Source organism: uncultured Stenotrophomonas sp. (genome assembly GCF_963519125.1).
Classification (GTDB): domain Bacteria; phylum Pseudomonadota; class Gammaproteobacteria; order Xanthomonadales; family Xanthomonadaceae; genus Stenotrophomonas.
Window position 1 is genome coordinate 27,157 of sequence record NZ_CAUQLJ010000021.1, and the last position, 19,466, is coordinate 46,622.

17 protein-coding genes are annotated in these 19,466 nt (G+C 67.1%); 8 read left to right on the forward strand and 9 right to left on the reverse strand.

Features of this window, described 5'->3' with window-relative positions; all coding sequences use genetic code 11:
* Positions 1–44: 44 nt before the first annotated feature.
* On the forward strand, positions 45–1,493 hold the full coding sequence (miaB, locus tag RYM47_RS16015) for a tRNA (N6-isopentenyl adenosine(37)-C2)-methylthiotransferase MiaB (protein WP_315389121.1): 1,449 nt from the start codon (positions 45–47) through the stop codon (positions 1,491–1,493).
* Here the strand turns inward: miaB and RYM47_RS16020 are convergent, their stop codons facing one another.
* Genes RYM47_RS16020 through RYM47_RS16030 form a run of 3 tightly spaced genes read right to left on the reverse strand, consistent with a single transcriptional unit; the run spans position 1,494 to position 4,557 of the window.
* The gene (locus RYM47_RS16020; RefSeq protein WP_315389123.1) at positions 1,494–2,609 is read right to left on the reverse strand and encodes an ABC transporter permease; all 1,116 of its coding nucleotides are present in this window, start codon (positions 2,607–2,609) and stop codon (positions 1,494–1,496) included.
* Entirely contained in the window at positions 2,606–3,541 is a 936-nt protein-coding gene (locus RYM47_RS16025; RefSeq protein WP_315389177.1) for an ABC transporter ATP-binding protein, read from the reverse strand. Before RYM47_RS16025 ends, RYM47_RS16020 begins: the two co-directional genes overlap by 4 nt.
* Positions 3,542–3,582: 41 nt before the next feature.
* A complete protein-coding gene (locus RYM47_RS16030) occupies positions 3,583–4,557 on the reverse strand; it encodes an HlyD family efflux transporter periplasmic adaptor subunit (RefSeq protein WP_315389124.1) in 975 nt (324 codons plus the stop codon).
* 466 nt (positions 4,558–5,023) lie between these two features.
* Between RYM47_RS16030 and RYM47_RS16035 the strand changes: the two genes are divergently transcribed.
* The 6 genes from RYM47_RS16035 to RYM47_RS16060 all read left to right on the forward strand — a co-directional run bounded on the left by RYM47_RS16035 (position 5,024) and on the right by RYM47_RS16060 (position 10,426).
* Positions 5,024–6,004, forward strand: coding sequence for a PhoH family protein (locus RYM47_RS16035; RefSeq protein WP_315389125.1), 981 nt, complete (start codon positions 5,024–5,026; stop codon positions 6,002–6,004).
* A gap of 65 nt (positions 6,005–6,069) precedes the next feature.
* Positions 6,070–6,555: an rRNA maturation RNase YbeY gene (gene ybeY, locus RYM47_RS16040; RefSeq protein WP_102945841.1), complete on the forward strand. Its 486-nt coding sequence runs from the start codon at positions 6,070–6,072 to the stop codon at positions 6,553–6,555.
* A 4-nt stretch (positions 6,556–6,559) separates the two neighbouring features.
* Positions 6,560–7,207, forward strand: a complete 648-nt coding sequence (locus tag RYM47_RS16045; protein WP_315389126.1) for a hypothetical protein — start codon at positions 6,560–6,562, stop codon at positions 7,205–7,207.
* A 64-nt stretch (positions 7,208–7,271) separates the two neighbouring features.
* A complete protein-coding gene (locus RYM47_RS16050) occupies positions 7,272–8,153 on the forward strand; it encodes a transporter associated domain-containing protein (RefSeq protein WP_070206924.1) in 882 nt (293 codons plus the stop codon).
* Positions 8,154–8,176: 23 nt separating this feature from the next.
* A complete protein-coding gene (locus tag RYM47_RS16055) occupies positions 8,177–9,421 on the forward strand; it encodes a DUF4105 domain-containing protein (protein ID WP_315389178.1) in 1,245 nt (414 codons plus the stop codon).
* Between the two features lie 6 nt (positions 9,422–9,427).
* Positions 9,428–10,426: a magnesium and cobalt transport protein CorA gene (locus tag RYM47_RS16060; protein WP_102945844.1), complete on the forward strand. Its 999-nt coding sequence runs from the start codon at positions 9,428–9,430 to the stop codon at positions 10,424–10,426.
* A gap of 45 nt (positions 10,427–10,471) precedes the next feature.
* Here RYM47_RS16060 and RYM47_RS16065 read toward each other — a convergent pair whose 3' ends face one another.
* The 4 genes from RYM47_RS16065 to potA form a co-directional block, all read right to left on the reverse strand.
* Positions 10,472–11,836: an NAD-dependent succinate-semialdehyde dehydrogenase gene (locus RYM47_RS16065; protein WP_315389130.1), complete on the reverse strand. Its 1,365-nt coding sequence runs from the start codon at positions 11,834–11,836 to the stop codon at positions 10,472–10,474.
* A gap of 132 nt (positions 11,837–11,968) precedes the next feature.
* Entirely contained in the window at positions 11,969–12,814 is an 846-nt protein-coding gene (locus tag RYM47_RS16070) for an ABC transporter permease subunit (protein ID WP_315389132.1), read from the reverse strand.
* Entirely contained in the window at positions 12,811–13,722 is a 912-nt protein-coding gene (locus RYM47_RS16075) for an ABC transporter permease subunit (protein WP_315389134.1), read from the reverse strand. The genes RYM47_RS16070 and RYM47_RS16075 overlap by 4 nt, the downstream gene beginning before the upstream one ends.
* Complete coding sequence (gene potA / locus RYM47_RS16080) at positions 13,719–14,852, reverse strand: polyamine ABC transporter ATP-binding protein (protein WP_315389136.1); 1,134 nt, start codon at positions 14,850–14,852, stop codon at positions 13,719–13,721. The genes RYM47_RS16075 and potA overlap by 4 nt, the downstream gene beginning before the upstream one ends.
* 465 nt (positions 14,853–15,317) lie before the next feature.
* On the opposite strand from potA, the gene RYM47_RS16085 reads away from it, so the two are divergent.
* Positions 15,318–16,679 carry an NAD(P)-binding domain-containing protein gene (locus RYM47_RS16085; RefSeq protein WP_315389138.1) on the forward strand — a complete coding sequence of 454 codons (1,362 nt, stop codon included), beginning with the start codon at positions 15,318–15,320 and terminating at the stop codon, positions 16,677–16,679.
* Here RYM47_RS16085 and RYM47_RS16090 read toward each other — a convergent pair.
* Together RYM47_RS16090 and RYM47_RS16095 are read right to left on the reverse strand one after the other, a co-directional pair.
* A complete protein-coding gene (locus RYM47_RS16090; RefSeq protein ID WP_315389139.1) occupies positions 16,663–17,766 on the reverse strand; it encodes a polyamine ABC transporter substrate-binding protein in 1,104 nt (367 codons plus the stop codon). The genes RYM47_RS16085 and RYM47_RS16090 overlap by 17 nt on opposite strands.
* Positions 17,767–17,896: 130 nt before the next feature.
* Positions 17,897–19,333 (reverse strand): glutamine synthetase family protein, encoded by a 1,437-nt coding sequence (locus tag RYM47_RS16095; protein ID WP_315389140.1) that lies wholly within the window; start codon positions 19,331–19,333, stop codon positions 17,897–17,899.
* Between the last annotated feature and the right edge of the window lie 133 nt (positions 19,334–19,466).

Genomic DNA, 19,466 nt, shown 5'->3' on the forward strand with positions numbered 1-19,466 from the left:
CTTCCCAGGGCCGCGCGCCCGCCCACCCGACTGGAATAAGCGCCATGACCGGGACGCCAGCTTCGACCCTGCCGACCTCGGCCGGCACCGCCGTGCCTGCCACCGATTCCCCCCGCCCCGACCTGCTGCCCCTGCCCGGCGTCCGCCCGCAGGTGACCGGCCCGGTGCGCGGAAAGCTGTACATCAAGACCCACGGTTGCCAGATGAACGAGTACGACTCGACCAAGATGGCCGACGTGCTCGCCGCCGAGGAAGGCCTGGAGCTGACCGACGACCCGGCCGAGGCCGACGTTCTGCTGATGAACACCTGCTCGATCCGCGAAAAGGCGCAGGAGAAGGTGTTCAGCCAGCTGGGCTACTGGAAGGCGCTGAAGAACAACGGCCGTGGCGTGATCATCGGGGTCGGCGGCTGCGTGGCCTCGCAGGAAGGCGAAGCGATCATCAAGCGCGCCCCGCACGTGGACCTGGTGTTCGGCCCGCAGACCCTGCACCGCCTGCCGGAACTGATCCGCCAGCGCCGCGAATCCGGAAAGTCGCAGGTCGACATCAGCTTCCCGGAAATCGAGAAGTTCGACCGCCTGCCCGAACCGCGCGCCGAGGGTGGCTCGGCCTTCGTCTCGATCATGGAAGGCTGCTCCAAGTACTGCTCGTTCTGCGTGGTGCCCTACACCCGCGGCACCGAAGTGAGCCGCCCGTTCGAGGACGTGGTGGTGGAAGTGGCGCAGCTGGCGGCGCAGGGCGTGCGCGAGATCAACCTGCTGGGCCAGAACGTCAATGCGTATCGTGGCCCGTACGGCGACGGCGAGCTTGCCGACCTCGGCCTGCTGATCCGCACCATCGCCGAGATCGACGGGGTCGACCGGATCCGCTTCACCACCTCGCATCCGCTGGAGTTCAGCGACTCGCTCGTGGACGCCTACCGCGACGTGCCGCAACTGGCCAACTTCCTGCACCTGCCGGTGCAGGCCGGCAGCGACCGCGTGCTGTCGGCGATGAAGCGCGGCTACACCGCGTTGGAGTTCAAGGCCAAGATCCGCAAGCTGCGTACGGTGCGCCCGGACATCTCGATCAGTTCCGACTTCATCGTCGGCTTCCCCGGTGAAACCGAGGCGGATTTCGAGAAGACCATGAAGCTGATCGAAGACGTGGGCTTCGACCAGAGCTTCTCCTTCATCTATTCGCGTCGCCCTGGCACGCCGGCGGCCGACCTGGAAGACACCATTACGGACGCCGAAAAGCATGCACGGCTGTCGCGCCTGCAGGCCCGCATCAACGAGCAGGCCGCGGCCATTTCGCAGGCGATGATCGGCACGGTGCAGACGGTGCTGGTGGAAGGCCCCTCGCGCCGAAATGCGGACGAGCTGACCGGCAAGACCGAGAACATGCGTTCGGTGAATTTCCCGGGCCAGGCGCGCCTGGTCGGGCAGCTGGTGGACGTTGAAATCACCGAGGCGTACAGCAATTCGTTGCGCGGGCGGTTAGTGGTCGCCTGATCAATCCAATCGCTTGCGGAACCGGGCAATCGCCAGCGTCATCATCACCACGATGAAGGCCAGCAGCGCCAGAACCTCCGGCCACAGCTCCCACCAGCGCGCGCCGCGCAGCATGATGCCGCGCACCAGGCGCAGGAAATGGGTGAGCGGCAGGATCTCCGCCACCCACTGCACGATGCGCGGCATGCCGGCGAACGGGAACATGAAGCCGGACAGAAGGATCGACGGCAGGAACACGAACATGGTCATCTGCATGGCCTGGAACTGCGACTGCGCCTTGGTCGAGATCAACAGGCCCAGCGACAGGTTCGCGGCGATCAACAGCACCGCCGCCAGGTAGACGTCCAGCACGCTGCCACGCACCGGCACCTCGAACAGCCACATGCCCAACAGCAGCACCAGCGTGGTCTGTACCAGGCCGATCGCCGCGTACGGCAGCACCTTGCCCACCATCAGCTCGCTGCTGCTCAACGGCGTGGCGATCAGCAGCTCCATGTTGCCGCGCTCGCGTTCGCGCACGATCGCCACGGCGGTGAACATCACCATGGTCATGGTCAGGATGATGCCGATCAGACCCGGTACGATGTTGATCGCCGAACGCCGTTCCGGGTTGTAGAACGCCACCACGCTGATCTGTCCCGCGGTGCCGGCCGCGCCTGTACGCAGCGGCCGGTCGTTGCGCAGCGGCTGGCTGTCCAGCGGCACCTGCGCCAGCTGCACGGCGGCGCTCTGCACCACGGTGTCGCTGCCGTCCACCAGCACCTGCACGGCTTCGCGACCGTCGAAGCGGCGGCGCTCGAAATCCGGCGGAATGACGATGCCCAGGCTGACCTGTCCGCGCCGCAGCGCTGTCATCAGCTGCTCGGGAGTCTCCACGTGCAGGGTCGGACTGATCACGCCGGTAGCGACCATGTCCATCAGCAGCGCGCGTGAGGCCGAGGTGCCGGCCTGGTCGGCAATGCCGGTCTCCAGGTTGCGCAGGTTGAGGTTGATCGCGTATCCGAACAGCACCAGCTGCATCACCGGAATGCCGACGATCATGGCCAGGGTGATGCGGTCGCGACGCATCTGCCGCAGCTCCTTGAGCACGATCGCCCACAGCCGGCGCAGGTTCATCGCGCGGCCTCGGCATCCGCCGGTGCCTCGCGGCCGCGCGTGGCCGAGACGAACACATCTTCAAGGTTCGGCTCGCTGCGCACGACCTCCGCGCCCTGCCCTTCCACGCGCAGCGCCTGCTGGAGTCGCGGCTGCGCGTCATCGCCGCTGTCGAGCAGCACCCGCAGGGTGTTGCCGATCTGGGCCACGCTGAGGACGCCCGGCAGGTCCTTCAGCACGCGCTGTGCCTGGCGCGGTTGCCCGGCATGCACTTCCAGCGTGCGGCCCTCCAGTGCCGCAGTCAGCTCGGCCGGGCTGCCGTCTGCGACCAGCACGCCACGATCGAGGATGGCCAGCCGATGGCAACGTTCGGCCTCGTCCATGTAATGCGTGGAGACCAGGAGCGTGGTGCCGGCGTCGGCCAGGTCGAAGAGTTTTTCCCAGAAATCGCGCCGCGATTCCGGGTCGACCGCGCTGGTCGGTTCGTCCAGGAACAGCAGTTCCGGCTCGTGGATGACCGCCCCGGCCAGGGCCAGCCGCTGCTTCTGGCCACCGCTCATGGTGCCGGCCAACTGCTTCTGGCGGTCCTCGAACCGGTACTGCTGCAGCAGCGTGTCGATCCGCTGCGCGGCCTTGGCGCGCGGGATGTCCTGTACCGCCGCCAGGAACTCCAGGTTCTCGCGCACGGTGAGGTCTTCGAACAGCGAAAAGCGCTGGGTCATGTAGCCGATTCGACGGCGCAGCGCTTCGGCCTGTTCGGGAATGCGCAGGCCCAGCACCTCGATCTCGCCCTCGGTGGGGGTCAGCAAGCCGCACAGCATGCGGATGGTGGTCGACTTGCCGGAGCCGTTCGGGCCGAGGAATCCATAGACGTTGGCGCGCGGCACGCTGAGGTCGACATGGTCGACCGCAGCGAGGGCGCCGAAGCGCTTGGTCAGGCCGCGCGCGCGGATCGCCAGTGGCGCGGCAGCGGCCGCGGCGTCGGCCGGCGCGCTCAAAATTCGACCCGGACCGGTGCGCCGGCCGGCAAGTCCCCCAGCGGCGCATTGCCCTCGGCCGGATCCAGTTCGATCTCGGCCAGCCAGCTCAACCGCGACACGTCCTCGCCACTGAGTGCGTAGTACGGGGTGAACGTGGGGTCGCTGCGGATGCTGCGCACGTGGCCCGGCAGTGCGCCATCGCGCCCCTGCAGGTGCACCTGGGCGGCCTGCCCGACCCGGACCTTCAGTCGCAGCGGCTCGGGCAGGTAGACCCGCGCATACGGGCGCTCGCCTACGAGCAGCACCACCAGCGGCGCGCCGACCGGCGCCTGGTCGCCCAGTTTGTACGGCAGCGCATCGACCCGACCGGCACGCGGCGCAACCAGATCGAGCTTGCGCAGGGTCACCGCCTGCGCGGCGGCTTGGGCCTGCGCGGCCTGCAGTGCGGCCTCGCCCTGCGCGACCTGCTCGACGCGGGTGCCGTGTTCGAGCGCCAGCAGCGCCTGCTCGGCCGCCCGCACCGCCCCCTGCGCACTGCCGGCGGCAGCGCGGGCGCGATCCACATCGGACGCGGCGACCAGCTGCTGGCGGCCCAGCGGCTGCAGGCGGCGGTAGTACGCCGAGGCGTCGACCGCTTCGGCGCGCGCCGAAGCGAGGGTGGCGCGGGCCTGGTCGATGTCTTCGCGCCGAGGACCTTCGCGCAGCTCCTGCAGCGCCTCTCCGGCCTGGTTGGCCTGGGCCTCCAGCGCCTGCAGCTGGGCGGCGGTACGGATCGGCTCCAGCTGCAGCAGGGCCGCGCCGGCAGCCACCTGCTGGCCTTCGCGCACGCCGATGCCGACGATGGTTTCGGCGGCCGGTGCCGGGACGGTGATGCGGTCCCATTCGAGGGTGCCGAGTGCAGCGGGGGCTGCCGGTCTGCAGCCGGAAAGCGCGACTCCGGCGACCGCCAGCAGGAGTCCACGCAGAGGCAGGTAGCGGGCTGCAGGCATCGGCGGGTCCCGGCGCGATCGGGGCGGTGATGGAAGTCATCACCTTGCGCATGCCCGCGTGAAGGAAGGGTCATGTCTGCCGATGCGCCGTGGGGGGTGGTCACTAAATGATCACGCTTTGGTAACCCTTGCGGCTGCTGGGGCGTGCGGGGTTATCCACATCTTTCTCCAGCAGCGGCCCACAAGGGGTGTGGAAAACCCGGGCGGTTATGTCCATTTTTTGACCATGGGGTTGTGAGCGTTGCAGCAGTAAGGTCGCGGTGAACTATCCACAGGTTGCTGATGGGCTGTTGCACAGTGGTTGTGGAGAAGTCGAATGGTGATGGGCCGCTTGGGACACGCGTGGCGTGTCGCTACGGTTCGGCCGCAGGGGCCGGCGTGTAGCGGCCCTCACTGGGGGCGCGCTACCCTGTCTGTCCACTTCTATTACGCGGCACGGTCGTTGCGACTGCGGCCGCCGGACGCAATGACCGCACTGGCACACCGCGAATTCACCCTCACCCCCGAAGACAACGAGCGCCTGGCCAACCTGTCCGGCCCGTTCGACGAGCACCTGCGCCAGATCGAACTGAAACTGGGCGTGGAGATCGCCAACCGCGGCCACGTGTTCCGGGTGACGGGGCCGAAGGCGCTGGCCGAGGAGGCGCAGGCCGTGATCGAGGCGCTGTACCTGGAAGCGGCCGACACGACCTTCGACAACCACGCCATCCACCTGCGGCTCAACCAGGCCAACGTGGAACACGTGGTCGAACGCAGCTACGAAGCGCAGGAGGTGGCGATCAAGGTGAAACGCGGCACGGTGCGCGGGCGTGGCGCCAACCAGGCGCGCTACCTGCACCAGATCGCCACCCACGACATCAATTTCGGGATCGGTCCGGCCGGCACCGGCAAGACGTTCCTTGCCGTGGCCAGCGCGGTCGATGCGCTCAACGAGTCGCGCGTGCAGCGGCTGATCCTGGTGCGTCCGGCGGTGGAGGCTGGCGAGAAGCTGGGCTTCCTGCCCGGCGACCTGAGCCAGAAGGTCGACCCCTACCTGCGGCCGCTGTACGACGCCCTGTACGAGATGATGGGCGTGGAGAAAGTGGTCAAGCTGCTGGAGAAGAACGTCATCGAGATCGCGCCGCTGGCGTACATGCGCGGGCGGACCCTCAACGATGCCTACGTGATCCTGGACGAAGCGCAGAACACCACGGTGGAACAGATGAAGATGTTCCTGACCCGACTGGGCTTCGGCTCGACCGCAGTGGTGACCGGTGACCTGACCCAGACCGACCTGCCCAAGCATGTGAAGTCCGGCCTGCGCGATGCGGTCGAGGTGCTGCGCGATGTGGACGGGGTGAGCTTCACCTTCTTCGAGGCGCGCGACGTGGTGCGCCATCCGCTGGTGGCGCGGATCGTGGGCGCGTACGACCGGCGAGATCTGCAGCAGGTCAAGCCGGACGCGTGAAGTGGCAGAGCGGGCCAGTCGCGCGTAATAATGGCTTTCTTCTGTACTGAAACACCGGAATTGCCATGACCAAGGGCCCCGTCCGCCTCGATGTTGCCGTCAGCTACGCCCTGCCACGGGCCGGCTTGCCGTCGGCGGTGAGCTTCCGCAAATGGGTGGCCGCGGCGCTGAAGGGCCGCATCCGCGAAGCCGACCTGGCGATCCGGGTGGTGGACGCGAAGGAAGGCCAGTCGCTGAACCGGCATTATCGGGGCAAGGACTACGCCACCAATGTACTGAGCTTCCCGGCCGAACTGCCCGAGGGCCTGCCCAAGGGCGTCAAGTTCCCGCTGCTGGGCGACCTGGTGATCTGTGCCCCGGTGGTGGCCAGCGAGGCGGTCGAACAGGGCAAGGCGCTCAATGCGCACTACGCGCACCTCACCGTACACGGCGCGCTGCACCTGCTCGGCTGGGACCATGAGGACGACAAGGAAGCCGAGGCCATGGAGCAGCTGGAGCGCGAGATCCTGGCCGATCTCGGCATCGCCGATCCCTATGCCGGCGAGCGCTGAGCCCATGACGCTGCTGCGCACCGCCTGCCTTGGCCCGATGCTCCTGGCCGTCGTCCTGGCTGTCGCTGCCGCCCCGGCGCGCTCGGCGCCGGCCGCTACCGACAGCACCCCGCGGCTGGACCTGGCGGCCCTGATCGAATGTCGCCAGCGCGTGGCCGACTACGACGCGGTGGCCGCGGTAGTGGCCGACCCGCTCAAGGCGGTGGCCAACGGCATGGCGCCGCTGCCACAGACCAACCAGTTCATGTCCGAGTTCCGCCTGGCCAGTCCGATCACCGTGTTCGGTCAGCGCGTGGAATACCTGACCGTCTCAGGCCCCAGCATCATGGCGATCCTGGACGTGGGCGACCCGCGCCCGCTGGCCAAGGGGCTGGCGCTGGAGGATGGCGTGGACAACCCGGACAAGTTCATGGCCGGCCGCGAGGTGGTCGCCCGCGACGTGACCGATCCACGCACCGGCGAGCCGATGATCGAGTCGATCATCCTCAGCGTGTCCACCGTGAAGACCCACCCCGGCAAGACCCTGGCCGGGTGTACCTACAGCCTGGACCTGCCGGCCGAGGAGGAAGAAGAGGCGCCGCCCGCCGAGACCTCGCCCGCCCCGGCCGGGTCCCTGCCCCCGTCCGTGAACACCCCGGCGGACCGGCGCTGACAGCGGCCCGCATCCTGCTAGACTGGCCCCAACGCCCGGCTCGCCGGGTGCCTTTTTTGCAGAGATGTCTGAAGACGACAGTAGTAGCTCCCTCTCGGAGCAAAATGAAAAGAAGCGCAGCTGGCTGGAACGCCTGACCTCTGCCTTCTCCGGCGAACCCCACACCCGCGACGAGCTGGTGGCGGTCCTGCACACCGCGCACGACGACGGCCTGATTGCCGCCGACACCCTGCGGATGATGGAAGGCGCGATCTCGGTGGCCGAGCTCACCGTAGGCGACGTGATGATCTCGCGCTCGCAGATGGTCTCGCTGCCGGTGGAAGCCCCCTTCCTGGAACTGATGAAGCAGGTGGTCGAATCCGGCCATTCGCGCTTCCCGGTGCACGGCGACAACAAGGACGACATCCTTGGCGTGCTGCTGGCCAAGGACCTGCTGCGCGGCGTGGTCGCCGACAACGGGCCGGCCAACGTGCGCGAGCTGTTGCGCCCGGCGGTGCTGATTCCGGAGGCCAAGAAGCTCAACGTGCTGCTCAAGGAATTCCGCCTGTCGCGCAACCACATGGCGATCGTGGTCGACGAGTACGGCGGCGTTGCCGGGCTGGTCACCATCGAGGACGTGCTGGAGCAGATCGTCGGCGAGATCGACGACGAGCACGACGAGGCCGAGGACCACACCGCGCAGATCGCGATCCAGGCCGACGGCCAGTACGTGGTCGACGCGCTGACCCCGATCGAGGACTTCAACGAGCGCTTCGGCGCCGGGTTCTCCGACGACGACTACGACACCATCGGCGGACTGGTCACCGAGGCGATCGGGCACTTGCCCGAAACCGGCGACGAGCTCACCCTGGACCGCTTCGTGTTCCGGGTGGCCCGTGCCGATGCGCGCCGCGTGCAGGCGTTCCACGTGACCGTGCTGCCGCCCGACATCTCCATCGAGGATTGACCCACGCCATGCGGCCCCTGCTGATGCGGTGGCCGTTGTGCCGCCTGTTGTTCCTGCTGGTCCTGGCCAGCCTGTCCGGGCTGTCGCCGGTCGCGCTGGCCGAGCCCGCACCCGTGGCCGCACCCGCGGCTTCGGCGGTGACCGACGCGCCGCCACCACGGATCGGCATCGTCACCATGCAGCCCGGCTCGATCTTCTTCGAGCGCTTCGGGCATGACGCCATCGTGGTGGTCGACCCGGTTACCGGTGCGGCGACCTCGTACAACTTCGGCTACTTCGATCCCAGCGAACCGGATTTCATCAGCCGCTTCATCCGCGGCGACATGATGTATTACCTGGTGGCGCTGCCGCTGGAGCAGGACCTGTCCTACTACCAGGAGAGCGGCCGCGGCGCCAACCTGCAGTGGCTGGACCTCAGCCCCGAACAGGCCCGCACCCTGGCCGCCTCGCTGGCCGAGCGCGCCAGGCCGGAAAACGCGCGCTACCGCTACGACTATTACACCGCCAACTGCGCCACCATGGTTCGCGATGCGATCGACGGTGCGCTTGGCGGCGGGCTGCATTCGCAGTTGTCCGGCCGCTCGCGCGGCAACACCTACCGCAGCGAATCGGTGCGGCTGGCCTCGCCGGCGCCGTGGATGTGGCTTGGCTTCGACATCGGCCTCGGCCCGTTCGCCGACCAGCCATTGTCGCGCTGGCAGGAAGCGTTCGTGCCGATGCGCCTGGCTGCGGCCCTGCGCGAGGTGCGCAACAGCGAAGGCCGCCCGCTGGTGCAGTCCGAACAGGAACTGCTGCCGCACCGGATCGCACCCGAACCGGCCGAATTCGCGCGGCGCTGGTGGCCGTGGCTGCTGTGCGGGCTGGTGCTGGCCGCCGGGGTGGTCGCGCTGCGCCGCCGACCGCGCCTGCTGGGCGGGCTGGCCCTGCCGCTGTGGCTGTTCTGCGGCATTGCCGGCGCGCTGCTGACCTTCCTGTGGGGCTTCAGCGCGCATCACGCGGCCTGGGCCAACCGCAACCTGCTGCAACTGTCGCCGCTATGCCTGCTGCTGCTGCCGGGCGCGATCACCCTGCTGCGCGGCCGCACCCCGCGCGCGTGGTTCCGGGTGCTGCTGTGGGCGGTGGCGGCGCTGTCAGCGCTCGGACTGGTGCTGCACTGGCTGACCCTGCAGCCGCAGATCAACCTGCAGTGGATCGTGCTGCTGTTGCCGGTGCATGTCGCGCTGGCGTGGGTGCTGGGCCGTCGTGACCTGGCTGTCACGGGCCGCTGACGCAGGATGTCGTCCATGGAAAGTACTGCCAACCCGACCTGCGTCATCAACTGCGTGCACTACGACGACCAGGGCAAGCGTCACGATATCGCGCTGGATGACATCAGCGATGTGATCGCCAGCAACAACGGGTTCGTCTGGGTGGGCCTGTACGACCCTGCGGATTCCGTGCTGCTCAAGCTGCAGGAAGAGTTCTGCCTGCACGACCTCGCCATCGACGACGCGCGCAATGCACACCAGCGCCCCAAGGTGGAAGCCTATGGGAACACGCTGTTCGTGGTGGTCACCACCGCGCAGCGGGTGCACGACCGCATCGAGTATGGCGAAACCCATGCCTTCCTTGGCCCGCGTTTCCTGGTCACGGTGCGCCATGGCGCGTCGCTGTCGTACGCACCGGTGCGGGCCCGGGTCGAGCGCGAGCCGCAGCTGCTGACCATGGGCGCCTCGTACTGCCTGTATGGGGTGCTGGATTTCGTGGTCGACAACTACCTGCCGATCACCACCGACTTCCGCGACACCCTGGATTCGCTGGAGAAGGACATCTTCGCCGACAGCTACCAGCGCAGCACCGTGGTGCGCCTGTATGAGCTCAAGCGCGAATTGAACAAGATGCGGATGGCGGTGGCGCCATTGCAGGACGTGCTGGCGCAGCTGCGCCGCTACCCGGGCGAGCTGATTCCGGACGAAGTAAAACTCTACATCCGCGACGTGCACGACCATGCGGTGCGGATCAGCGATGTGATCGATACCCTCCGCGAAATGCTGGGCACGGCGCTCAACGTCAACCTTTCGCTGGTGACACTGGCGCAGGGTGAGACGGTGAAGCGGTTGGGTGCGTGGGCGGCGTTGCTGGCCGCCCCTACGTTGATTACCAGCTGGTACGGCATGAATTTCGCGCACATGCCGGAGCTGGATAAATCGTGGGCGTATCCGGCGATGATCGTGGGCGTTGGGGCGGTGTGTGTCGGGTTGTACTGGTTGTTCAAGCGGGCGAAGTGGTTGTAGACCGCATGGGCCGGCCAGCGGCCGGCGCTACCGGGGGGATACCCCTCAGGCGACGTAAACCGTCTTGATGTTCATGAACTCATGGATGCCATGGTCTGCCAGTTCGCGCCCGAACCCTGAGCGCTTGCTGCCGCCGAACGGCAGGCGTACGTCGCTCTTCACGATCGCATTGACGAAGGCCGCGCCGCATTCCAGGCGCTTGGCGATGCCTTCCCCCCGCACCGGATCGCCACTCCAGACGCTGCCGCCCAGCCCGAACGTGGTGTCATTGGCCACCCGCAGCGCGTCGGCGTCGTCGCGCACGCGCAGGATCGCCGCCACCGGTCCGAACAACTCTTCGTCGTAGGCCGGCATGCCCGGCACCACGTTGTCGAGGATCGTGGCCGGGTAGCCGGCATGCGTGCCGGGCACCGGTTCGCCGCCCAGCAGCACCGTGGCCCCCGCGGACACACTGGCCTGTACCTGCTTGTGCAGTTCCTCGCGCAGGTCGGCGCGCGCCATCGGCGCCAGGGTCGTCTTCTCGTCCTGCGGGTCGCCGTACACCCGCGCCGCCGCCGCAGCGACGAACTTTTCCACGAACGCATCGGCCACCGCGTCGACCACGATGAAACGCTTGGCCGCGATGCAGGTCTGCCCGCTGTTGTCGAAGCGCGACTTCACCGCGGCGGCCACGGTCTTGTCCAGGTCGGCGTCGTCCAGCACCACGAAGGCGTCGCTGCCGCCCAGTTCCATCACGCACTTCTTGAGCTGGTCGCCGGCATTGGCGGCGATCGAACGCCCTGCCCGCTCGCTGCCGGTCAGGGTGACCGCCTTGACCCGCCGGTCGCGCAGCACCTCGGCGGCCTGGTCGTTGTCGATGTGCAGGACGTCGAACACACCCTCGGGCAGGCCGCCATCACGACACACCGCCAGGATCAGGTCGGCGCATTGCGGCACGTTGCTGGCGTGCTTGAGCAGGGCCACGTTGCCGGCCATGAACGCCGGGGCCAGGAAGCGGAACACCTGCCAGATCGGGAAGTTCCACGGCATCACCGCGAATACGCAGCCGATCGGCTCGTAGCGCACGTAGCTGCGCTGGGCTTCGGTATCGATCAGCTGCGGCTTGAGATAGTCGGCGGCGTGGTCCGCGTAGTACTCGCAGGCCTGCGCGCACTTCTCCACCTCGGCCAGCGCCTCGCCCTTGAGCTTGCCCATCTCGGTGGTCATCGCGTACTGGAAGTCATCCCGGCGTTCGCGCAGCTGCGCGGCGATGCCGCGCAGGATCGCGCCACGCGCCTGCAGCGAACGCTCGGCCCACTGCGGGAAGGCCGCGGCAACGGCGGCCAGGCGCTGTTCGACCTCCGCGGCGTTCAGCAACTCATGGCGGTAAGTCACCAGGCCAGTGGCGGGGTTGACGATCTCGACGGTCATCGCGGTGCTCCAAAAGACAGGGCACCAGTCTGCGCCTACCTTTGTGAGCCGGATGTTGCTGGAATTGGCGAAGACCGTCCTGCAGGTGCGACAGAGCGTCGCGAACGGCGGCCGGGCAGAGCCCGGCAGGAATCAACCGGGGTCCTGCAACGCCATCTGCATGTCGCGTTGGCGACGCTTCTCGCTTCGCGAGGTGATGAACCACCCCACCACCGCCGCCACCGACACCGCCAGCACCATCAGCGTGGCCAGGGCGTTGATCTCCGGTTTGATGCCCATGCGCACCGAGGCGAACACCTTCATCGGCAGGGTGGTCGAGTTCGGGCCGGCCACGAAGCTGGCGATCACCACGTCATCCAGCGACAGCGTGAACGCCAGCAGCCAGCCGGCCACCAGCGCCGGGGCGATGATCGGCAGGGTGATCTGGAAGAACACCTTCAGGCGGCTCGCCCCCAGGTCCATCGCGGCCTCTTCCAGCGAGCGGTCAAGCTCCTGCAGGCGCGAGGAGACAATCACCGTCACGAACGACAGGGTGAAGGTCACGTGCGCGATCCAGATGCTGCCCACGCCGCGGCTCGGGAAGCCGGGAATGCCGCCCATCGCCACCAGCAGCGTCATCAACGAGAACCCCAGGATCACCTCGGGCATCACCAGCGGTGCGGTGATCAGCGCGCCGAACACGGTCTTGCCCGGGAAGCGCTTGAAGCGGGTCATCACCATGGCAGCCATGGTACCCAGCACCGTGGCCGCGCTCGCGGTCCAGAACGCCACTTTCAGGCTGATCCAGAGCGCATCGAGGATCTGCCGGTTGTTGAACAGCTCCCCGTACCAGCGCGTGGAGAAGCCCGACCACACCGTCGCCAGCTTGGAGGCGTTGAACGAATAGATCATCAACAGCAGGATCGGCAGGTACAGGAAGGCAAAGCCCAGCCCGAGGACCGTCCAGCCCAGCCAGCGACTGCGACGCACCATGCTCATGTCAGCTTCCCTTCCAGCTCACGCTGCTGCACCCGGTTGAACAGCAGGATCGGTACCAGCAGCAGGGCCAGCATCACGATCGCCACCGCGGACGCGGTCGGCCAGTCGCGGTTGTTGAAGAACTCGCCCCACAGCACGCGGCCGATCATCAGCGTGTCAGGGCCGCCGAGCATTTCCGGAATCACGAATTCGCCGACCGCCGGAATCATCACCAGCATGCAGCCGGCGATGATGCCGGTGCGCGACAGCGGCAGGGTGATCCGCAGGAACGCCTGCCACGGCTTGGCGCCCAGGTCATACGCCGCCTCCAGCAGGCGGTTGTCCAGCTTGACCAGGTTCGCGTACAGCGGCAGCACCATGAACGGCAGGTAGCAGTACACGATGCCGATGTACGCGGCGGTGGGGGTGTACAGGATCTGCAGCGGCGCGTCGATCAGCCCGATCTTCAGCAGCAGCTGGTTGAGCAGGCCGTTGCGGTCGAGGATGCCGATCCACGCATACACCCGGATCAGGAACGAGGTCCACGACGGCAGCACCACCAGCATCATCGTCACGTTGCGCGCAGCCGGCGACATCCGCGAGATCACGTACGCCATCGGATAGCCGATCAGCAGCGTGAACAGCGTGGCGATCACCGCGATCTTGATCGAGCTGAGGTAGGCCAGCGCGTACTGGCTGTCCTTCACCAATGCCGCATAGTTGCCCAGGTGCAGCTTGAGCGAGAACGCGCCGTCCACGTACTCCAGCAGCCAGGTGTACGGCGGCGAACCGACCTGGGTGCGGGCGAAGGAGATCATCAGGATGATCACGAACGGGACCGCGAAGAACAGCAGCAGCCACAGGTAAGGCGCGGCGATCACGCCGCTGCGCGTACCGGGGAGCCAGCGCTTCCAGCCTGTGGCGTTCATGCGGTGAGCACCACGCCGTCGTTGTCGCGCCAGTGGACCCAGACGCTGTCGCCCCAGGTCAGGCCGTCGCTGGCCCAACGCTGCGAGTTGGCGAAGTTGGACAGTATCTTGGCCCCACTGGGCAGGCGCACGTGGTAGACCGAATGGCTGCCGAAGTAGGCGATCTCTTCGATCACGCCCTGCGCCTTGTTGGTGTCGCCAGCCGGTTCGTCCTTGCCGATCATCACCTTCTCCGGGCGCAGCGCGAACGCCACCTCCTGTCCTTCATAACAGGTGATGCCGTGCGCAACGTAGATCGGCGCCGGGAACAGCGGCGTGCGCACGGTCACGTACTCGGGCAGGTCTTCATCGATCACCCCTTCGAACAGGTTGACCGAGCCGATGAAGCCGGCGACGAAGCGGTTGGCAGGCTGTTCGTAGATCTCGTCGGGCTTGCCGACCTGCTGGATCCAGCCGGCGTCCATGACCGCGATGCGGGTGGCCATGGTCATCGCCTCTTCCTGGTCGTGGGTGACCATCACGCAGGTCACGCCCGAGGTCTCGATGATGTTGACCAGCTCCAGCTGCATCTGCGAGCGCAGTTTCTTGTCCAGCGCGCCCATCGGCTCGTCGAGCAGCAGCAGCTTGGGCCCCTTGGCCAGCGACCGCGCCAGCGCCACGCGCTGCTGCTGGCCGCCAGACAGCTGATGCGGTTTGCGCTTGGCCAGCTTCTGCAGCTGCACCAGCTCCAGCATCTCGCCAACCCGGCGGCGGATGGCGTCGCGGGCCAGCCCGTCCTGTTTCAGGCCGAAGGCGATGTTCTGCTCCACGCTCATGTGCGGGAACAGCGCGTAGGACTGGAACATCATGTTGATCGGCCGCTGGTACGGGGGCAGCGCGTCGATGCGCTGGCCGTCCAGCTGGATGCTGCCGGCGGTGGGCGTCTCGAAGCCGCCCAGGCAGCGCAGCAGGGTCGACTTGCCGCTGCCCGACCCGCCCAGCAGGGCGAAGATCTCGCCCTTGCGCACGTCCAGGTTCACGTCGTCGACCGCGACGAAGCCGTCGAACTCCTTGCGCAGCGCGCGGATGGACAGATAGCCCGGCTCCAGGACCGGGACGACCTCACCTTCCGGCTTGGCTTCAAATGGCATGGGCAGCGGCTCCGGGAGCGGCATCGGGTGGGGAATGGCCCATTTTAGCGACCGTTCGAGACAGCTGCGATACCTGATCAGGGGGCTGGAGCTGCGGTCCCCCCTGCAGCTCCGGTGTCCACCCTGGGGAGTGCGACGTCGAGGCCAGGTGAAATCTCTCCGCCAGCAGGCAGCGCGCGTCACGTGCCCGTCGACATCCGCACCCTGCGCGCCACTGCGTTTTTGACTCTTGACCCCGGGCCCCTGCAAGGGCAAAGCCACCCGTCCAAAAGCGCTTCCCCGGGTGACGTTTCCGATCACGGAACATGCGGGAAAACACGGGACCTTGAACTGCGACACACCTGCTCAGCTTCGATCCACAGAAGGGCTGGCGACATCACATTCCGCCTTCCCGCGCGTTGACCCGTTTCGCCGGCGGCGACGACATTCCCCCGTCATACAAGGATCGAACAGGGAGAACGACGCATGTTGCAGCACACCCGGTGGGCACCCGACGAAGCATTCAACGTGGCTGATGACGGCACGTCCCTGCCGTGGGAAGTGGTGGTGATCGGGGCAGGCCAGTCCGGACTCGCGGTCAGCGCGACGCTGGTGCGTGCCGGCGTGCGCCACCTGGTGCTGGAAGCGGAGACCGTGGGCTGCAGCTGGCGGCGCCGCTGGGACTCGTTCCAGACCAACACGCCCAATGCGACGACGGCGCTGCCGGGATATGTCTATACCGGAAGCGACCCGGAGGGATTCGCCACCGGCGGTGAGGTGGTCGCGCTGCTGGACGGCTATGCCGGCGAACAGGCGCTGCCGGTGATCGAGCAGTGCCCGGTGCGCCGGGTCACGCGCGACACGGACGGGTACCGGATCGAGACGCTGAAGGGCCCATTGCGGGCGCGGGCAGTGGTGGTGGCGACCGGCGAGTACCGGCGGCCGCAGTTGCCGCGGGTGCCGTTCGTGCCCTGCCCCACGCTCTCGGTACTGCACTCGGGCGACTACCGGCATGCCGGCCAGTTGCCCGAAGGCGGTGTGCTGGTGGTGGGCGGCGGGCAGTCCGGTGCGCAGATCGCCCAGGACCTGCGCGCGGCCGGGCGGGATGTTTACTGGTCGATCGCCTCACGGGCAATGAACCTGCGTCGGCTGCGTGGGCGGGATTCGCTGGACTGGTGGATCCAGTCGGGGCTGATCCATCGACATGTGAGCCAGCACCCGGCGGTGCTGGCCGGCGTGCCCGGTGCATTGCGCAGCGCGCGCAACGCGGAGTTTCCCCTGGTGTCGGGCAAGGGCGAACTCGGCAAAGGCAGTTCGATCAGCCTGCTCTCGATGCATCGGCAGGGGGTGGTGCTGCTGGGCCGGCTGCAGGCGCTTGAGGGCCAGCTCGCACGCTTCAACGATGTACGTCCACAGGTGCGCGATGCGATTGCGGCCACCCGGGTGGAGTATCAACGCCTGCATGCGGTTGCCGATGCGCATTTCGCCGGCGCGGCGGAAGCGCGCACCGATGATGCGCGCTACCTGCCTGAAGAGGTGTATCTGGATTGGGAACCGGAGCACCCACGCGAGGTGCTGGATCTTGACGCGGAGGGCATCCGCTCGGTCCTGCTGGCGACGGGATTCGCGCCGGACTGGTCGTGGCTGGAGCTGGACAACGTGTTCGATGCACGCGGCTACCCGCTGGGCGAGTATGGGGTTTCACCACAGGAAGGCCTGTTCTTCGTCGGCCTGTACAACCTGCAGCGGGTCAGCTCCAGCTACCTGTGCAACGGCGGCCGCGACGCCGAAGCGTTGCTGCCGCACATCCAGGCTCACCTGCTCAGCCCGATCAACGACCGGTCTTGATCTCGGTCCACAGCCGGGTGTACAGCTTGTCCACTTCCGGCGGGTTGATCGAGTAGGTGAACATCTTCGCGGCGACGTCGGCCGGCGGGTAGATGGTCGGATCGTTGCGGATCGCTTCGTCCACCAGCGGGGTGGCCGCGCTCACCGGGTTGGCGTAGTGGATGAAGTTGGTGTTGGCCGCCGCGACCTTCGGGTCGAGCAGGTAGTTGATGAACGCGTAGGCCGCTTCCGGGTGCTTGGCGTCCTTGGGAATGGCCAGCATGTCGAACCACTGCGGTGCGCCTTCCTTCGGAATCGAATAGGCCACGGTCACGCCATTGGCCGCCTCGGCCGCGCGGTCGCGGGCCTGGATGATGTCGCCCGACCAGCCCACCACCAGGCAGGTGCCGCCATTGGCCAGCGAGCCCACGTACTGCGAGGAGTGGAAGTTCTGCACGTACGGGCGAATGCTCTTGAGCAGGTCGGCCGCCTTCTGGATCACCGCCGGATCATGGCTGTGCGGATCTTCGCCCAGGTAGTGCAGCGCGATCGGAATCATGTCGGCCGGGGTATCCAGGATGGTGATCCCGCAGTCCTTCATCTTCGCGATGTTTTCCGGCTTGAAGATCAGGTCCCAGCTGTTGGCGATCTCGGTGCTGCCGCCGAAACGCTCCTTGAGCATGTCCACGTTGTAGCCGATGCCGGTGGTGCCGATCATGTACGGCACACCGTACTTGTTGTCCGGATCCTGCTGCGCGATGCGCTTCATCATCTCCGGATCGAGATTGGCCAGGTTGGGGATTTTGCTCTTGTCCAGCGGCAGGAACACGCCGGCCTGGATCTGGCGACCAAAGAAGTTCAGCGTCGGCACCACCACGTCATACCCGCTGCCACCGGCGAGCAGCTTGGTTTCCACCATTTCGTCGCTGTCGAACACGTCGTAGGTCACCGTGGTGCCGGTGGCCTTTTCGAAGTTCGGGATGGTGTCTTCGGCGATGTAGTCGCTGTAGTTGTAGACGTTCAGCACCTTGCTGTCGTCCTGTTTGGCGCCGCCGCAGGCGCTGAGCAGGGTGACGGCAATGCCGAGGGTGAGGATACGCAGCTTCATCGGACTCTCCACAGGTCAGGAGCGAGGTGGGGGAACCGGCCAGACCGGCACGACGGTGCCAGCCTAACGGGCAGCCGGGCATTTTCCCAGCACGCGGCGCTCACGGCCATGCCCGATCAGGCGGCTTGGGTCATACGTTCAGCAGCAGGAACTCACGTTCCCAGGAGCTGATCACCCGGAAAAATGTCTCGTATTCCTTGCGCTTGACCGACACATAGGCCCGGCAGAAGCGCTCGCCCAGCATCTCGCGCAATTCCGGGCAGCCCTCCAGCCCGTCCAGCGCCTCGCCCAGCGAGCGCGGCAGTTCATAGCCCAGCTCCTTGGCGCTGCCGCTGACCGGGGCGGTCGGCGAGCGCTGCTCGCGGATGCCCAGCAGACCGGCGGCCAGGGTGGCGGCAATGGCCAGGTAAGGGTTGGCGTCGGAGCCGGCAAACCGGCTCTCCACCCGCATGTTCTCCGGAGTGTCCATCGGCACCCGCAGGCCGCAGGTGCGGTTGTCGAAACCCCAGTGCACGTTGCTCGGGGAGACCTCGCCGAACACCAGCCGCCGGTAGGAATTCACGTTCGGGGCAAAGAACGCCATCGCCGCCGGCACGTACTTCTGCAGGCCGGCCAGGTAATGCCCGAACAGTGGGCTGAATTCCTCCCCGCCGGTGTCGCCGCTGAACACGTTGTGGCCATCGCTGATCCGCACCAGGCTCTGGTGGATGTGCATGGCGCTGCCCGGCTCGGTTTCCATCGGCTTGGCCAGGAAGGTGGCGTACACACCGTGCCGCATCGCCGACTCGCGCATGGTGCGCTTGAACAGGAACACCTGGTCGGCCAGGTCCATCGCATTGGCGTGGGTGAAGTTGACCTCCAGCTGTGCGGCGCCGGATTCGTGGATGAGCGTGTCCACGTCCAGCTTCATCGCGTCGCAGTAGTCGTACATCAGGTCGAGGATCGGGTCGAACTCGTTGACTGCGTCGATCGAATACGACTGCCGCGCGGTTTCCGGCCGGCCCGAGCGACCGGCGGGGGGCAGCAGCGGGAAGTCAGGGTCGGTGTTCTTCTGCACCAGGAAGAATTCCAGCTCCGGGGCAACTACCGGGCGAAGGCCGAGCTCGGCGTAGGCGTCCAGCACCCGGCGCAGCACGTTGCGCGGGGCCAGTTCATGCGGCTCGCCGTGCTTGGTGTAGCAGTCGTGGATGACCTGTGCGGTGGGGTCGGTGGCCCACGGCACCATGCGCACCGTGTCCGGGTCCGGGCGCAGGATCATGTCCGAATCCGAGGGTGAGGTCAGCTCGTAGTAATCGTCGGGGAACTCGCCGGTAACCGTGGTGGCGAAAATGCCCTCGGGCAGGCGCGTGCCGTAGTCGTGCGAGAACTTGTCGGCCGGGATGATCTTGCCACGCGCGTTGCCGGTGATGTCCGGCACCAGGCACTCCACCTCGGTGATGTGGCGTTCCTTGAGCCAGCGCAGCAGCACGCTCTCTTCGGGCACCGGCGTGGCCGCAGCCTTTCGGGACGGTGCGGCCGCCTTGCGCGACGGAGACGTGGCTTTGCGCGAGCGGGTTCGAGTGGTCATGCCGGGCACGTTACCCCTGCCCCCTGCGCGGGCGCAACCAAGCGCATCACGGCGGGCGCACCTGCCGTGAACACCGGTTGCTGGCATGCTGTGCCCCATGAGCGATGTCCCCTCCCCCGCCCCCCGGTGCCCC

What these genes read in the sequence shown, in the direction of transcription:
- RYM47_RS16030 (WP_315389124.1), bottom strand. Translation starts at nt 4,557, where the DNA reads ATGCCTGCAGCCCGCTACCTGCCTCTGCGTGGACTCCTGCTGGCGGTC.
- RYM47_RS16095 (WP_315389140.1), bottom strand. Translation starts at nt 19,333, where the DNA reads ATGACCACTCGAACCCGCTCGCGCAAAGCCACGTCTCCGTCGCGCAAG.
- RYM47_RS16065 (WP_315389130.1), bottom strand. Translation starts at nt 11,836, where the DNA reads ATGACCGTCGAGATCGTCAACCCCGCCACTGGCCTGGTGACTTACCGC.
- RYM47_RS16075 (WP_315389134.1), bottom strand. Translation starts at nt 13,722, where the DNA reads ATGAACGCCACAGGCTGGAAGCGCTGGCTCCCCGGTACGCGCAGCGGC.
- ybeY (WP_102945841.1), top strand. Translation starts at nt 6,070, where the DNA reads ATGACCAAGGGCCCCGTCCGCCTCGATGTTGCCGTCAGCTACGCCCTG.
- RYM47_RS16090 (WP_315389139.1), bottom strand. Translation starts at nt 17,766, where the DNA reads ATGAAGCTGCGTATCCTCACCCTCGGCATTGCCGTCACCCTGCTCAGC.
- RYM47_RS16045 (WP_315389126.1), top strand. Translation starts at nt 6,560, where the DNA reads ATGACGCTGCTGCGCACCGCCTGCCTTGGCCCGATGCTCCTGGCCGTC.
- potA (WP_315389136.1), bottom strand. Translation starts at nt 14,852, where the DNA reads ATGCCATTTGAAGCCAAGCCGGAAGGTGAGGTCGTCCCGGTCCTGGAG.
- miaB (WP_315389121.1), top strand. Translation starts at nt 45, where the DNA reads ATGACCGGGACGCCAGCTTCGACCCTGCCGACCTCGGCCGGCACCGCC.
- RYM47_RS16085 (WP_315389138.1), top strand. Translation starts at nt 15,318, where the DNA reads ATGTTGCAGCACACCCGGTGGGCACCCGACGAAGCATTCAACGTGGCT.
- RYM47_RS16050 (WP_070206924.1), top strand. Translation starts at nt 7,272, where the DNA reads ATGTCTGAAGACGACAGTAGTAGCTCCCTCTCGGAGCAAAATGAAAAG.
- RYM47_RS16060 (WP_102945844.1), top strand. Translation starts at nt 9,428, where the DNA reads ATGTCGTCCATGGAAAGTACTGCCAACCCGACCTGCGTCATCAACTGC.
- RYM47_RS16035 (WP_315389125.1), top strand. Translation starts at nt 5,024, where the DNA reads ATGACCGCACTGGCACACCGCGAATTCACCCTCACCCCCGAAGACAAC.
- RYM47_RS16055 (WP_315389178.1), top strand. Translation starts at nt 8,177, where the DNA reads ATGCGGTGGCCGTTGTGCCGCCTGTTGTTCCTGCTGGTCCTGGCCAGC.
- RYM47_RS16020 (WP_315389123.1), bottom strand. Translation starts at nt 2,609, where the DNA reads ATGAACCTGCGCCGGCTGTGGGCGATCGTGCTCAAGGAGCTGCGGCAG.
- RYM47_RS16070 (WP_315389132.1), bottom strand. Translation starts at nt 12,814, where the DNA reads ATGAGCATGGTGCGTCGCAGTCGCTGGCTGGGCTGGACGGTCCTCGGG.